We start from the raw sequence: 14331 nt of genomic DNA, 5'->3' as shown, positions 1-14331 counted from the left end.
GTCGGCGAACGCGTCACGCGGCGTCGAGCCCGCACTCGGCCCAGATGACCTTGCCCTCGGGGAGGTAGCGCGTGCCCCAGCTCTGCGAGAGCTGCGCGACGAGGAACAGTCCGCGTCCGCCCTCGTCCGTACTGGCCGCCCGGCGCAGATGGGGGGCGGTGTTGCTGACGTCGGAGACCTCGCAGATCAGGGTGCGCCCGTACAGCAGCCGGACCCGGATCGGCCCGGCGCCGTGCCGGATGGCGTTGGTGATCAGCTCGCTGAGGATCAGCTCCGCTGCGAACGCGGTCTCGTCCAGCCCCCAGTCGGCCATGCGCCGCATGGCGGACGCCCGGGTCTCGGCGACCACCGCCGGGTCGGCGGGCAGCTCCCAGGCGGCGATCCGGCCGGGATCCAGGGCGTGCACGCGGGCGACGAGCAGGGCGATGTCGTCGTGCGGGTGCGCGGGCGCCACGGTGTCCAGGACCGCCTGGCAGGTCTCCTCGGGAGCCCGCTCCGGGTGGGCCAGGGCCGTACGGAGCTGCTCCAGGACCAGGTCGACGTCGCGGTTGCGGTCCTCGATGAGTCCGTCGGTGTACAGCACCAGCTGACTTCCCTCGGGGAGGTCGATCTCGACCGAGTCGAACGGCAGACCCCCGAGACCGAGCGGGGGCCCGGCCGGGAGGTCGGGGTAGGACACGGTGCCGTCGGGGTGGACGAGTGCGGGCGGCGGGTGACCGGCGCGCGCCATGAGGCACCGCTGCTCGGTCGGGTCGTAGACGGCGTACAGACACGTCGCGCCGATGACGCCGGCGCCCTTGCCGTCGGGGTCCTCCCGGTCCAGGCGTCCTACGAGGTTGTCGAGGTGGGTGAGGACCTCGTCCGGGGAGAAGTCGAGCTCGGCGAAGCTGCGCGCGGCGGTGCGCAGCCGGCCCATGGTGGCCGCGGAGAGCATGCCGTGGCCGACGACGTCGCCGACGAGGAGCCCGACGCGGGTGCCGGAGAGCGGGATGACGTCGTACCAGTCCCCGCCCACGTCGGACTCGGCGGGCAGATAGCGGTGGGCGACCTCGACGGCGTCCTGGTCGGGCAGACCGTGCGGGAGGAGTCTGCGCTGCAGAGCCAGGACCATGGTGCGTTCGTGGGTGTAGCGCCGGGCGTTGTCGATGGACAGGGCGGCGCGGGCGGCGAGTTCCTGGGCCAGCGAACGGTCGTCGTCCCCGAAGGAGCTCCCGGCGCGGTAGAAGCTGGCGATGCCCAGGACGACCCCCCGGGCGAGCAGGGGCACCGCGATGAGGGACTGGACGTGGGTGAGCAGGCGTGCGGTGTGCTCGGGGTCCTGGGCGAGCCAGCCCGCGGCGGCCTTCAGGTCGGGTTCCAGCACCGCCTCGCCCCTGGTCAGGCAGCGCAGCTGGGGCGCCGTCGGCCCGTACTCGATGCGCTTGCCGGGCTGTGTGAAGGGCAGGCCCTCGCGTACGCCGTGCAGCACCGTGCGGCGCAGGTCGGCAAGGGGGTCGGCGGACTCCTCACCGCGCAGGACGGCGTCGGGCAGGTCGATGGTGACGAAGTCGGCCAGGCGCGGGACCGCCGTCTCGGCCAGTTCCTCGGCGGTGCGGCGCACGTCCAGGGTCGTGCCGATGCGGGCGCTGGCCTCGGACAGCAGCTCCAGGCGCCGGCGCGCGGCCAGGGCGTAGGCCCCGACGTGCGGCTCCCCCACCATGACGAGCCCCCGGGCCGGGAACGGCGAGCCGGTGCGGTCGCCCACCGCGCCACTGCCGCCGTACGGCGCGTCCCCACCGCCGTCGGCCGCATCCCTGCCACCGTCCTCGCCACCGTCGACCGTGCCCGCACCACCACCGGCCGCACCCGGACCACCGGCCACACCCCCACCGCCGTCAGCCACGCTCCCAGCGCCGTCCGCCGGCCCCCTCCCGCCCTCGGCCCTGCCGGTGCCGCCGTACCCCGCGGGCACCCGGTCACCGTCGGGCGCGACGGCCGGGCCGGACGCGGCGGCGAGATATCCGGACGGCAGGGTGATCGACGGTCGGGCGGGCCGCTGGGCGGCCGCAAGGGCGGCGAGGTCCGGCAGTTCGTCCGCCTGGTGCGGGAGGACGAGCGCCCCTCCTGCCGGGGCACCGGGCAGTACCGCCTCGACAGCGAAGCCCCGCACCCCGGAGGCGCTCGTCATCGGGCGGCTCACGAGCGTCACCCGCCGGCCTCCGGGCAGGGTCACGTCGATGGCGGCCCGCTGCCCGCGGGAGATCAGCTCGGCTGCCTTCTCCCTCAGAACCGCCTGGTCACGCGGGGGGAACTCGTCGGCCACCGCGTCGAGGGCGACACCGCTGTACAGGCCGGCCCCGCTCCCGGTGGCCAGGTACGTCCGCAGCAGGGCACGCTCGTGCGCGGAGCTCTGCCCCAGCAGCCGCCGCTCGATGTTCTCGGCCGCCCGGCGGATCGCCGCGCCCAGCGCGGGCTGTTCGAAACTGCGCGGATACCCGAAGCACAGGACGCCCTCGATGCGTCCGCTGAGCGGGTCGCGGACGGGCATCGCGACGCAGGCGTTGCCCTGGGAGCGTTCCGCGAAGTGCTCGGCGCCGTAGACCCGGATGAGCTGCCGCTCCGCCAGGGCGAGACCGATGCCGTTGGTGCCGGCGACCTGCTCGGCGAACACGAATCCCGGCACCCGCTGGATCGCCGGGAGGTTCCTGGCCATCGCGGGATCCCCGAACCGGCGCAGGAGGACCGTCCCGTTCGCGTCGGCGACCGAGATGTTGATCTGGCTGCCGGAGAACGCGTCCTGGAGCCGGTCGAGCACCGGCACGGCCGCGCGGACGATACGGCCCCCGGGGTCGAAGTCCTCCCGGTAGGGCAGATCGGTTTGGTCCGGTGACAGGCCCAGGGAGCGGCTGCGCCGCCACGAGTTCAGGATGGACGTCCGTACACCCGTGTCGACCGGTTCGCCCTGGAGAAACCGCTCACGAAGCCGGGCGGGCCCCGTGCCGTCAGTCGCACGTCCCGCCGGCTTGGGTTCCTCGCCGGACCGAACCACGCTTCGCCTCGCTTGCGCCCGCGATCATCCGCTGCTCGGAAGAGAATCTGGCATTGACGAGGATACGGGCATTACGGGCACGCGTCACGGTGCGCCGGAGCCGTTCGGGCGCCGCACGGAGGGCTCCGGCCAGGCGGACCCCGTTCACCCCAGGAAACTCAGCCGCACCTTCCGCTCCGGGTTGTCCTTGTTCGTGTCCACGAGGCACACCGACTGCCATGTCCCGAGCTCCAGCCGGCCTCCCAGCACCGGCAGGGTCGCGTGCGGCGGGACGAGGGCCGGCAGGACGTGGTCGCGGCCGTGGCCGGGGCTGCCGTGCCGGTGCTGCCAGCGGTCGTCGGCGGGCAGCAGGGTGTGCAGTGCGGCCAGGAGGTCGTCGTCGCTGCCGGCACCGGTCTCGAGAACGGCGATTCCGGCCGTCGCGTGCGGGACGAAGACGTTGAGGAGGCCGTCACGCCCGGCCGCCGCCTCCCGCAGGAAGGACTCGCAGTCGCCGGTGATGTCGACGACCCTCTCCGTGGAACCGGTGCGGACGTTCAGGACTCGGGTGGTGAAGACATCTGACATGCCTCCCATCCTGACGCACGCCCCCGGTTCCACCCGGCTGCCGCCGCCCGCGTGGCGGTACCGGCGTCCACTGGTCGAGACGCCCGTTGACCATGCGCGGGCCATCTGGCTAGGTTCAGCGGCATGTTGCGTTCAGCCCTGCTCACCACGCGCGGTCACATCGACCTGCTGCGGGTGGCCTCCGCCGCGTGTCGCCGCGGCTGCTGACGCCCTTCCTCCCCCTCGCTTTCCGGTTCCCTCGCCTCGGTTCCGCCTGCCCGCTGAACTTCCCCGTTCTCGCCTGAACACCCTGTTCTCGTCGGTGCGGCGGCGAGGCGCGCCTCCCCCTGCCCTCGCTCTTCCCTCGTGGAGCCTTCATGAGCATCAGCCATGCCCCGCCCAGGTCATCGAAACCCGATATTTCGCCTATATCAGCTCCTGACCTGGACCTCCAGCCCATCGTCCCCGCCTCTTCCCGCCGCACCCGCGTCCCCCGTTGGCTGCGTCGCACGACCGGCCCGGTCCTGCTGCTGGCGTTGTGGCAACTCCTCAGCAGCACGGGCGCGTTGCAGCCGGACGTGCTCGCCTCGCCCGGCCGTATCGCCCAGGTCGCCGGGGACATGATGGCCGACGGCTCACTGCCCGCGGCCATGGGCACCTCGCTCCAGCGGGTCGCGGCCGGGCTGCTGCTCGGCCTGGTCGTCGGCACCGGACTCGCCCTGCTCTCGGGCCTGTTCCGGATCGGGGAGGACCTGGTGGACGCGCCCGTGCAGATGCTGCGGACCGTGCCGTTCGTGGGGCTCATCCCGCTGTTCATCATCTGGTTCGGCATCGGCGAGGCTCCCAAGGTCGCCATCATCACGCTCGGCGTGACCTTCCCGCTCTACCTCAACGTCTACGCCGGAATCCGCGGCGTCGACGCCCAGTTGATCGAGGCCGGTGAGTCCCTCGGGCTGTCGCGCTGGGGACTCGTACGGCACGTCGTCCTGCCGGGCGCGCTGCCGAACGCCATGACCGGTCTGCGCTACTCGCTCGGCATCGCCTGGCTCGCGCTGGTCTTCGCCGAGCAGGTCAACGCCGACTCCGGCATCGGGTTCCTCATGGTGCAGGCGCGGGACTTCCTGCGGACCGACGTGATCGTGGTCTGCCTGGTCGTCTACGCCTTCCTCGGCCTGCTCGCCGACTTCATCGTCCGCTCTCTCGAAAAGGTGCTGCTGCAATGGCGACCGACGTTCACCGGCCGGTGACCCCCCAGGCGGTCCACGTCGAGGGGCTCACGCGGTCCTTCGACGGCCGTGCCGTCATCGACGATCTGCGACTGGACGTCCGGCCGGGCGAGTTCGTGGCCCTGCTCGGGCGCAGCGGCTGCGGCAAGTCGACGCTGCTGCGCATCCTCGCCGGGCTCGACCGCGACATCGAGGGCACCGTCCTGGTGCCGCGCCGCAAGGCCGTCGCCTTCCAGGCACCGCGGCTGATGCCCTGGAAGAAGGTGTGGCGCAACGTCCTGCTCGGCCTGCCCGGCAAGCCCGAACGCCACGTCGCCGAGCAGGCCCTCGACGAGGTCGGCCTCGGCCACCGCTCGGCCGCCTGGCCCAAGACCCTCTCCGGGGGCGAGGCCCAACGTGCCTCGCTCGCACGGGCGTTGGTGCGCGAGCCCGATCTGCTGCTGCTCGACGAGCCGTTCGGCGCGCTCGACGCCCTCACCCGCATCAAGGCCCAGCGGCTCGTGGGCGAGTTGTGGCAGCGCCGGGGCTGCGCGGTGCTCCTCGTCACCCACGACGTGGAGGAGGCCGTACTGCTCGCCGACCGCGTCCTGGTGATGGACGGCGGCGTCATCGCCCACGAGCAGCGCATCGACCTCGACCGTCCCCGCGACATCACCGACCCGCGCTTCGCCGCGCTGCGCGCCACTCTCCTCGAACGCCTGGGCGTCGAGGCGACGGCCGCCGAAGCCGCCTGAACCTCTTCACGCACGACCCACACGAACGGAACCGCCATGCGACGACGCCTCGCCCCCGCCGCCCTGCTCCTCCCCCTCGCCCTTCTGCTCACCGCCTGCGGCGGGAACTCGTCCGCCAGTACGTCGGACGGCGGCACCGACGGCCACGGCCCCGTCACGATCAACGTCGGTGACCAGAAGGGAGGTTCGGAGGCCATCCTGCGCGCGGCGGGGGAACTGAAGAACCTCGACTACAAGATCAAGTGGTCGACGTTCACCTCCGGCCCGCCCCTGCTGGAGGCCGTGAACGCCAAGGCCGTCGACATCGGCGGCGTCGGCAACACCCCGCCGGTGTTCGCGGCCGGGGCGGGTTCGAAGATCAAGGTCGTGGCCGCGTGGCACGGCACGTCCAAGGGCGACGCCATCCTCGTACCGGACGACTCGCCCCTGAAGAGCCCCTCGCAGCTCAAGGGCAAGTCGATCGCCGTCGCCCAGGGATCCTCCGCTCACTTCCAGTTGGTCGCGTCCCTGAAGAAGGCCGGGCTGAAGCCGAGTGACGTCAAGGTCAAGTACCTCCAGCCGGCCGACGCGCTCGCCGCGTTCACCGCCGGCAAGGTCGACGCGTGGGCGGTGTGGGACCCGTACACCTCGCAGGTTCTGAAGGGCCGGCAAGGACGGGTCCTGACCGACGGCGACGGTGTGACCAACGGGCTCACCTTCCAGGTCGCGGCACCGGACGCGCTGAAGGACAAGAAGAAGGCCGCCGCCGTCAAGGACTACCTGGAGCGGCTGCGGCGCGCCTACAGGTGGGTGTACGACCACGAGGAGGAGTGGGCGAAGGTCTGGGCGAAGGACACCGGGCTCCCCGAGGACGTGGCACTGGCGGCGGTGAAGCGCACCTACACCACCCGGGTCGAGGTCGCCGTCGACAAGCCGCTGATCGCCTCCGAGCAGGAGATCGCCGACACGTTCACGGCGTTGAAGCTCATCCCGCGCAAGGTCGACTTCGCCGACTTCACCGACACCCGGTTCAACGGCGACCTGCCTCCGTCGACGACCGCGCCCCGGCCCTCGGAGGGCTAGGGACGTCCGGCAGAAGGCCGGGAAGATCGACGCCCCCGGCGCGGTTAGTAGAAGCGTGAACAACACACGCGAGGTCGAGGTAGTCGTCATAGGCGCCGGCCAGGCCGGTCTGGCCGGTGCCTATCACCTGCGGCGAGCCGGTTTCGAGCCGGACCGCGACTTCGTCGTGCTGGACCACTCCCCCGGCCCCGGCGGTGCCTGGCAGTTCCGCTGGCCGTCGCTGACGTACGGCAAGGTGCACGGGATGCACGCGCTGCCGGGGATGGAGCTCATGGACGCGGATCCGGCGCGGCCGTCCGCCGAGGTGATCAGCGACTACTTCGACCGGTACGAGCGGACCTTCGATCTGCGGGTGCGGCGCCCCGTCGACGTGCGGGCCGTACGCGAGGGGCCCGGCGGGCGGCTGCTGGTGGAGACTTCGCAGGGCGTGTGGTCGACGCGGGCGCTGATCAACGCGACCGGCACCTGGGACCGGCCGTTCTGGCCGCGCTATCCGGGCCAGGAGACCTTCCGGGGGCGGCAGTTGCACACCGCGCAGTACCCCGGGCCGGAGGAGTTCGCCGGTCAGCGGGTGGTCGTGGTGGGCGGTGGCGCCTCGGGCACGCAGCATCTGCTGGAGATCGCCTCGTACGCGGCGGCCACCACCTGGGTGACCCGGCGCCCGCCCGTCTTCCGCGAGGGCCCCTTCGACGAGGACGCGGGCCGGGCGGCCGTCGCGCTCGTCGAGGAACGGGTTCGGCAGGGCCTGCCGCCCAGGAGTGTCGTCTCGGTCACCGGGCTGCCGCTCAACGACGCGATCCGGCAGGGCATCGAGGACGGCGTGCTCGACCGGCAGCCGATGTTCGACCGCATCACGCCCACGGGGGTGGACTGGCAGGACGGCCGGCACGTCGACGCCGACGTCATCCTCTGGGCCACCGGCTTCCGCGCCGCCATCGACCACCTCACCCCACTGCGCCTGCGCGAGCCGGGCGGCGGCATCCGTCTGGAGGGCACCCGCGTGGCCGCCGACCCGCGAATCCACCTCGTCGGCTACGGCCCGTCGGCCAGCACCATCGGCGCCAACCGCGCCGGCCGCGCGGCCGTCCGCGACATCAGGCGACTGCTGGCGCAGGAGCCGGTCGCCGCGTGACGCCCTGGCGGGTCATCCGGCCGCCCGCGCGGCGCCCTTCTTCTGGTGCGCGTTGAACTCCGCGACGTTCCGCTGGTGCTCCGCGTAGTCCGCGGTGAAGCGGGTGTCGCCCGGGCGCACCGTGACGAAGTACAGCCAGTCACCCGGGGGTGGGTTGATGGCCGCGCGCATGGCCTCCTCGCCGGGGTTGTCGATGGGGGTGGGGGGCAGGCCCATGCGCTGGTACGAGTTGTAGGGGCTGTCGATCCGGGTGTCGCTCGCCGTGGTGCGGAGGGTGGAGCGGCCGAGCGCGTAGTTGATGGTGGAGTCCATCTGGAGCGGCATGCCGCGTTCGAGGCGGTTGAAGACGACCCGCGCGACCTTGCCCATGTCGGCCTTGGTGGCCGCCTCCGCCTGGACGATGCTCGCGATGGTGACGGCCTGGTAGAGGTTCATGGCGTTGCGCTGCGCCCCAGCGGCGATGGGCGCGCCGTTGTACTTCTCGTTCGCGGTGTCGACCATCTGCGCCAGGAGCTTCTGAGGGGTCGTGGTCTCCTGGAGCGAATAGGCCGCCGGGAAGAGGTAGCCCTCCGGGTTGCCCTCGGCGTCGTTCGGCAGTTTGAGGGCGGCCTTCGGCAGGGACTTCTTCGTGCTGCCGGGAGGCAGGGCGAGGGCCTTGTCGACGGCGGCGTAGACCTGGCTCGCGCGCCAGCCCTCGGGGATCACCAGGGTCGAGGGCCGGCCGTGCTCCTCCTGCCCCAGGGTCAGCAGCGACACCGCCACGGCGGTGCCCACCACGACGGCTCCGGTCGCGACGATGGCGATACGGCCCCGGCGCGTCAGTCGAATCGTGCTCCGTGGCGGAGTGTTCTTCTGCATGCGGGCACGGTAACCCGCATACCGTCACAAACCCGGCATATTTTCATCTTGTCGGTTCCAGTTGGGCATCTCGGCGTACGAGCGCCGCGTACCGGCCGTGCCGCTCCAGCAGTTCCTCGTGCGTACCGAGTTCGACCGCGCGCCCCGAGTCGAGGACCACGATCTGGTCGGCACCCCGGACGGTGGACAGCCGGTGGGCGATGGTGAGCGTGGTGCGGTTCGCCGACAGCGCGTCGATGGCGTCCTGCACGGCCGCCTCGGTCCGGGTGTCCAGGGCGCTCGTGGCCTCGTCGAGGATGAGGACCGGCGGGTCGCGCAGGATCGTGCGGGCGATGGCCAGACGCTGTTTCTCACCCCCGGAGAATCGGTGGCCGCGCTCGCCCACCACGGTGTCGTAGCCGTCGGGCAGGGACGCGATGTGGTCGTGGATCTGCGCCGCCCTCGCCGCCTGGTACAGCTCCTCGTCGGTGGCGTCGGGCTTGGCGAAGCGCAGGTTGTCGGCGACCGAGGCGTGGAAGAGGTACGTCTCCTGCGAGACGACGCCGACGGCGCGCGCCAGGGTGTCGAAGTCGAGGTCGCGGACGTCGACCCCGTCGAGGGTGACGCGGCCGCCCGTCACGTCGTAGAGGCGGGGCACCAGGTAGCCGAGCGTGGACTTGCCGGCGCCGGTCGGGCCGACGATCGCGAGGCTGCCGCCGGCCGGGACGGTGAGGTCGATGCCGTCGAGGACCGGGCCGCCCTTGCCGTCGTAGCCGAAGGAGACGTTCTCGAAGCGGACCTCTCCCTTGATCCGGTCGAGGCGGACCGGGTCCGGGCGCTCGGTGATGTCGATCGGCAGGTCGAGGTACTCGAAGATGCGCTGGAAGAGGGCGAGCGAGGTCTGGATCTGCACACCCGTCGACAGCAGGCTCACGGCCGGGCGGAACAGGCCCTGCTGGAGCGAGACGAAGGCGACGATCGTGCCGAGGGAGACCTCCGGGCCGCCCAACTGGAGGGCCATGCCGGCGGTCCAGTAGATGACGGCGGGCAGGGCCGCCATGACGATCGTGATGACGGCCATGCGCCAGCGGCCGGCCATGTTCGACCGCACTTCCAGGTCGACGAGTTCCTCGGACTCCTCGGCGAAGGACTTCGTCAGCGAGTCGGAGCGGCCCATCGTGCGGCCGAGCAGGATGCCGCTGACGGAGAGCGACTCGGTGACCGTGGCGGCCATCGCGGCCATCTGCTTCTGGCGCTGGGTGGTGATCTTCCGCCGTTCGTTGCCCACCCGGCGGCTGATCCACACGAACACCGGCAGCAACAGCAGCGAGACGACGGTCAGGCGCCAGTCGAGGACCACCATCGCGACGATCGTGCCGACCACGCTGGTGAGGTTGGAGACCAGGGAGGTCGCGGTGGAGGTGACGGTGGCCTGCATGCCGCCGATGTCGTTGGCGATGCGGGACTGCACCTCGCCCGTGCGCGTGCGCGTGAAGAAGGCGAGGGACATGCGCTGGAGGCGGCCGTAGACGGCGGTGCGCAGGTCGTGCATGACGCGCTGGCCGACCGTCGTGGAGATCAGGGTCTGGAGGACGCCGAAGACGCTGGTGAGGACGGCGCTGAGGATCATACCGAGGGCGAGCAGGCTGAGCAGGCCGGTGCGCCCCTCGGGGATCGCGACGTCGAGGATCTCCTTCAGCAGGAACGGCGTGGCGACCGAGACCAGCGACGCGGCGCCGACCAGCAGGCCGACGATCGCGAGGCGGCCTCGGTAGGGGCGGAAGAGCCTGAGGATGCGGCGGACCTGCCGGGGCTGTTCCTTCGCGTCGGCGGGTGCGCTCCAGGGGGCTTCATGGTCGGGATGCATGGGCTCCTTCGAGAGAGCGATACGGGCGGGGGCGAGGGCGGCGGATCGGATCGTAGCTCATTGTTACCTATACTCACAATGAACATCATCCTGATATTGTTCCCGCATGACCTCCCCCGATTCCGACGGCCTGCTCGCCGAGCAGTTGCTGCGGCTCACCCGCCGGGTGCACCGCATCCAGAAGCGCCATCTGGAGCAGCGCGACCTCGGCATCACACCGGCCCAGTCCCGGCTGCTGCGCACCCTCGCGCACTGGGGCTCGCCACCGCGGATGGCCGACCTGGCCGAGCGCCTGGAGGTGGTGCCGCGGGCCGTGACGACCCTGGTCGACGGGCTGGAAGCGAGCGGCAAGGTGCGGCGGGTCCCGGATCCGGCGAACCGGCGGGTGATCCGTATCGAGCTCACGGACGACGGCCGCAAGGCGCTGGGCGAACTGCGGGCGGCGCGCCGGTCGGCCGCGGAGGAGATTCTCGCGCCGCTGACGGACGAACAGCGCGAGGCGCTCGGGGGGCTGCTGAACACGCTGATCGACGGAGCACCGGTGACGCGATGCTGAGGGTCTGAGGCGCGTTGAGGACCCGGCGCACGAAACGGGCCGCGGTCGCCGCTCTCCTGCTGGAGCGGTGGCCGCGGCCCGTTCGGTGCCGGTCGCTTCGGGTCAACCGACCTCAGGCGCGGGTTCCTTGGGCTTCTGGGTGGGGATCCCCGGGGCCGGGCTCACCGCCGCGGGAGCGTCGGCATCGCCCCCGTCGCCACTGCCGTCCAGCTCGTCATCGGGGTCGGACGTGTCCTCCCCGTCGAGCGTCTTCCTGGCCCGCTCGATGTCCAGCGCACCCTCCCAGCGGGACACCGCGAACACGGCGACGCAGTTGCCGAGCAGGTTCGTGACGACGCGCATCGAGTCCATGATGCGGTCCACACCGAGCAGCAGGGCGACGGCTCCGGCCGGAATGGCGCCCAGGGACGAGGCCGTCGCGGACAGGGCGAGGAACGCCGAACCGGGGATGCCCGCCATTCCCTTGCTGGTCAGCATCAGCACCAGGACCACGGTGATCTGCTGGCCCAGGCTCAGATCCACGCCCACGGCCTGGGCGATGAACAGCGTGCCGATGGACAGGTAGAGCGAGGCACCGTCGAGGTTGAAGGAGTAGCCCGTGGGCAGCACCAGGCCCACCGCGTCGTCGCGGGCACCGGCCCGGCGCAGCTTCTGCATCACGCGCGGCATGACCGACTCGGTGGACGCGGTGCCGAGCGCCAGCAGCATCTCCTCGCGGATGTAGCGCAGGAACTTCCAGAGGCTGAGCCCGGTCACCATGCGCAGGGCGACGGCGAGCAGCACGACGAACAGCGCGGCCGCCACATAGCAGAGCACGATGAGCTTGGCGTACGTCTTCATCACGCCCAGCCCGTAGTTGCCGACCAGGTGGGCCATCGCGCCGAACACCGCGAGCGGGGCGAGCCGCATGATGAACCCGACGACCGTGAAGATCACGTCTTGGGCCTGGTCGATCGCGGGCAGGATCTTCGGCACCTTGGTGTGTCCGAGGTGCAGCAGGGCGGCGCCCACCAGGCAGGCCAGGATGAGGACTTGGAGCAGTTCGTTCTCGGCGAAGGCGCCGACGAAGCTCTCGGGCAGCGCGTTGAGGGCGAACTCGGTCGTCGAGGGCAGGTGGCCACCGCCCGTCGTCTGGTCCACCGCGGCGGCGTCCAGCGAGGCGGGGTCGACGTTCATGCCCTTGCCGGGGCCGACGACGTTGGCGGCGACGAGGCCGATGACCAGGGCCGCCGTGGAGGCGACCTCGAACCAGATCAGGGCCTTGACGCCGATCCGGCCGAACGCCTTCAGGTCACCGGCCTTGGCGATGCCGACGACGACCACGCAGAACACCAGAGGCGAGATCACCGTCTTGATGAGCCGGGTGAAACCGTCGCCGAGCGGCTGGAGAGCTGTGGCCGTATCCGGCCACAGCTTCCCGACGAGGATTCCGAGGACGAGCGCGCAGAGGACTTGCGCGAAGAGTGAGGTACGCAGGGTGCGTGCGACGCGCCGCGGTAGGGACGGTACGGACGGTGGCACGAGGCCTCCTAGGGGGACGGGACACACAGAGGCCGGAGGGGACTTCTGCGATACGGAAAGCGGCTTCCGTAGCCGTACACTCTGGAGGCTGTCTTGATCGCGCACAAGACCGCAACGTTTCAGCCAAGTAAAAGCGCCCTAAGTGGCGCATGTCACATACGCCACACGCGCCCCCTCAGCAACGACGGCGGTCCGCCGTGAGCACCCCCTGCACGGTGGTCAGCGTGCGGTCGTAGCACCCCTGCGAGCCGTACAGCCGGTAGCGCTCGCTCGTCGTGCCGACCGCGTGCCGCTGGTCGCGGGGCACGTTCGCCGTGTACGTGGCGTCGCCCGTATAGGAGTCGTCGAGCCGTGACCACGCCGTACGGCCGCCGCCGCGTGTCTCGACGGCTGTGGCGCGGTCGCCGAGGGTCAGCACGGTGCGCAGCCGGTCGCCCGCGCCGAGGGTGGTCGTGCCGTCCATCGTGTAGGTCCGGTGCGTGCGGGTGGTGTGGGCCGGGCCGCGTCCGTCGACGGTCACCGACTCGCCGTCGGTCCAGGTGGCTTCGAGTGCGTCGGTCGTCTCGCCGTCCGTCCAGCGGTGCGCGGAGGTGTGGGCGAGCGAACGGCCGACGGTGGTCGTGACGCGCCCGCGCGAGGTGTCGACGTATCCGGCGACGGTGAGCCGGTGGGCGCCCTCGGTGTCGACCCGGTGCTCGGAACCTGGCGTGTACGACGAGGAGTTGGCGAGGTGGCCCGCCTTGTGCACGGTGAGCTTCCCGGGCACGTGGGCGCGCTGCTCGTCCTGCCAGACGAGGACGTTCACGGGGGTGCTCCAGCCGGTCTGCCCCTCGGGCACACCGACGACCGAGACCTCGACGCGGTGCGGGCGGCCGTCGTTGAGGAGCCCGGCGAAGGGAGTGAGGTCGTAGGTGATCGGCTTGATGTCGAAGGCGCGGGGGCCCGGGATCACGTACCAGAGGAACGGGTTGGACCAGCCGCCGGTCCACACGGTGGGGAACGGCGCGGCGATGCCCGCGAGCCGGCCGTCCACGCGGATCTGCACCTCGCGGTACGGGCCTCGACCCGCCTTGCAGGAGTACGGCGCCGGGTCGGGCACCGTCAGGTACCAGTACTCCTCGCAGCCGCCACCGGAGCCGGTGGCGTACACCTCGGCGACGACGCGTTCGCTGTTGCGCGGCGTCGTGAGGGTGGTCGCGCCGTCGGTCCCTCGGTCGAGCGTGAGGACCCGGTCGGGACTGTCCTTCCCGTCGGGACGGCCCTGGTGGAACGTCAACGTGACCTTGACGTCGAGGACACCCGTGTAGGTGTCGTCGACGACGTTCCCGATGAGCATCTCGACGTCCTGGCGGCTGCGGAAGGTGTCGCTGTAGCGGGTGACGTCCTTCTCCACCGACCACTCGATGCCGTCGGGCGAGGGCTGCGGTGTCGACGTGCGGAAGACCTCGACCCCGCCGACGTGCAGATAGCCGAGCCGGTCGTACTGGCGCCCCTTGACCTTGCCGTCGAGCCGCAGCACCACCTTGCTCCAGCGGTCACCGCAGCCGCCCGGCGGGGTGTACGTGCCCCGGTACGGGGTGAAGTCGCGGAACTGCGCCTGGGCGACGGTGACTTCGCAGGACCTGCCGCCGGGCTCGGTGACGGGCGGGGCGGCCGTCACCGGGTCGTGCCAGTCGGTGCCGAACTCGGCGGGGACGTCGGCCGCGCGGGCCGGACCGGTGCCGAGGAGGGTGCTCGCCAGGAGGGTCGCTCCGGCAAGCATGGACATGACGATCCGTCTCTTCATGGGCGGTGTTCTACGGGGAGTCGGCCGCCTGGCGCA

General features: G+C 71.5%; 11 protein-coding genes. 5 read left to right on the top strand and 6 right to left on the bottom strand.

Going from position 1 to position 14331, the window contains the following annotated elements; genetic code table 11:
- Positions 1 to 13: 13 nt before the first annotated feature.
- Both MQE23_RS38015 and MQE23_RS38010 read right to left on the bottom strand, forming a co-directional pair.
- Positions 14 to 3028, bottom strand: a complete 3015-nt coding sequence (locus MQE23_RS38015) for a SpoIIE family protein phosphatase (protein ID WP_243381493.1) — start codon at positions 3026 to 3028, stop codon at positions 14 to 16.
- Positions 3029 to 3172: 144 nt separating this feature from the next.
- Positions 3173 to 3595 (bottom strand): secondary thiamine-phosphate synthase enzyme YjbQ, encoded by a 423-nt coding sequence (locus MQE23_RS38010; RefSeq protein WP_037671216.1) that lies wholly within the window; start codon positions 3593 to 3595, stop codon positions 3173 to 3175.
- Between the two features lie 356 nt (positions 3596 to 3951).
- On the opposite strand from MQE23_RS38010, the gene MQE23_RS38005 reads away from it, so the two are divergent.
- From MQE23_RS38005 to MQE23_RS37990, 4 genes are read left to right on the top strand one after another with little or no spacing between them, the layout of a single operon-like run.
- Complete coding sequence (locus tag MQE23_RS38005; protein WP_037671213.1) at positions 3952 to 4821, top strand: ABC transporter permease; 870 nt, start codon at positions 3952 to 3954, stop codon at positions 4819 to 4821.
- Positions 4794 to 5534 (top strand): ABC transporter ATP-binding protein, encoded by a 741-nt coding sequence (locus MQE23_RS38000; protein WP_020274805.1) that lies wholly within the window; start codon positions 4794 to 4796, stop codon positions 5532 to 5534. Before MQE23_RS38005 ends, MQE23_RS38000 begins: the two co-directional genes overlap by 28 nt.
- A 36-nt stretch (positions 5535 to 5570) precedes the next feature.
- Positions 5571 to 6596, top strand: a complete 1026-nt coding sequence (locus MQE23_RS37995; protein ID WP_243381492.1) for an ABC transporter substrate-binding protein — start codon at positions 5571 to 5573, stop codon at positions 6594 to 6596.
- A 55-nt stretch (positions 6597 to 6651) separates the two neighbouring features.
- Complete coding sequence (locus tag MQE23_RS37990) at positions 6652 to 7728, top strand: NAD(P)-binding domain-containing protein (protein ID WP_243381491.1); 1077 nt, start codon at positions 6652 to 6654, stop codon at positions 7726 to 7728.
- A gap of 12 nt (positions 7729 to 7740) precedes the next feature.
- On the opposite strand, the gene mltG is transcribed toward MQE23_RS37990, so the two are convergent.
- Both mltG and MQE23_RS37980 read right to left on the bottom strand, forming a co-directional pair.
- Positions 7741 to 8586: an endolytic transglycosylase MltG gene (gene mltG / locus MQE23_RS37985; protein WP_020274801.1), complete on the bottom strand. Its 846-nt coding sequence runs from the start codon at positions 8584 to 8586 to the stop codon at positions 7741 to 7743.
- 43 nt (positions 8587 to 8629) lie between these two features.
- Complete coding sequence (locus MQE23_RS37980; RefSeq protein WP_243381490.1) at positions 8630 to 10432, bottom strand: ABC transporter ATP-binding protein; 1803 nt, start codon at positions 10430 to 10432, stop codon at positions 8630 to 8632.
- Between the two features lie 106 nt (positions 10433 to 10538).
- On the opposite strand from MQE23_RS37980, the gene MQE23_RS37975 reads away from it, so the two are divergent.
- On the top strand, positions 10539 to 10988 hold the full coding sequence (locus MQE23_RS37975; protein ID WP_020274799.1) for a MarR family transcriptional regulator: 450 nt from the start codon (positions 10539 to 10541) through the stop codon (positions 10986 to 10988).
- A gap of 102 nt (positions 10989 to 11090) precedes the next feature.
- Here the strand turns inward: MQE23_RS37975 and MQE23_RS37970 are convergent, their stop codons facing one another.
- Positions 11091 to 12509, bottom strand: coding sequence for a cation:dicarboxylase symporter family transporter (locus MQE23_RS37970; RefSeq protein ID WP_243381489.1), 1419 nt, complete (start codon positions 12507 to 12509; stop codon positions 11091 to 11093).
- 175 nt (positions 12510 to 12684) lie between these two features.
- A complete protein-coding gene (locus tag MQE23_RS37965; protein WP_020274797.1) occupies positions 12685 to 14295 on the bottom strand; it encodes a peptide-N4-asparagine amidase in 1611 nt (536 codons plus the stop codon).
- Positions 14296 to 14331 lie beyond the last annotated feature (36 nt).

This window comes from Streptomyces sp. HP-A2021 (genome assembly GCF_022807935.1).
GTDB lineage: Bacteria > Actinomycetota > Actinomycetes > Streptomycetales > Streptomycetaceae > Streptomyces > Streptomyces afghaniensis.
The sequence above is the reverse complement of the archived record's forward strand: the minus strand, read 5'-3'. Positions and strand labels throughout refer to the sequence as shown.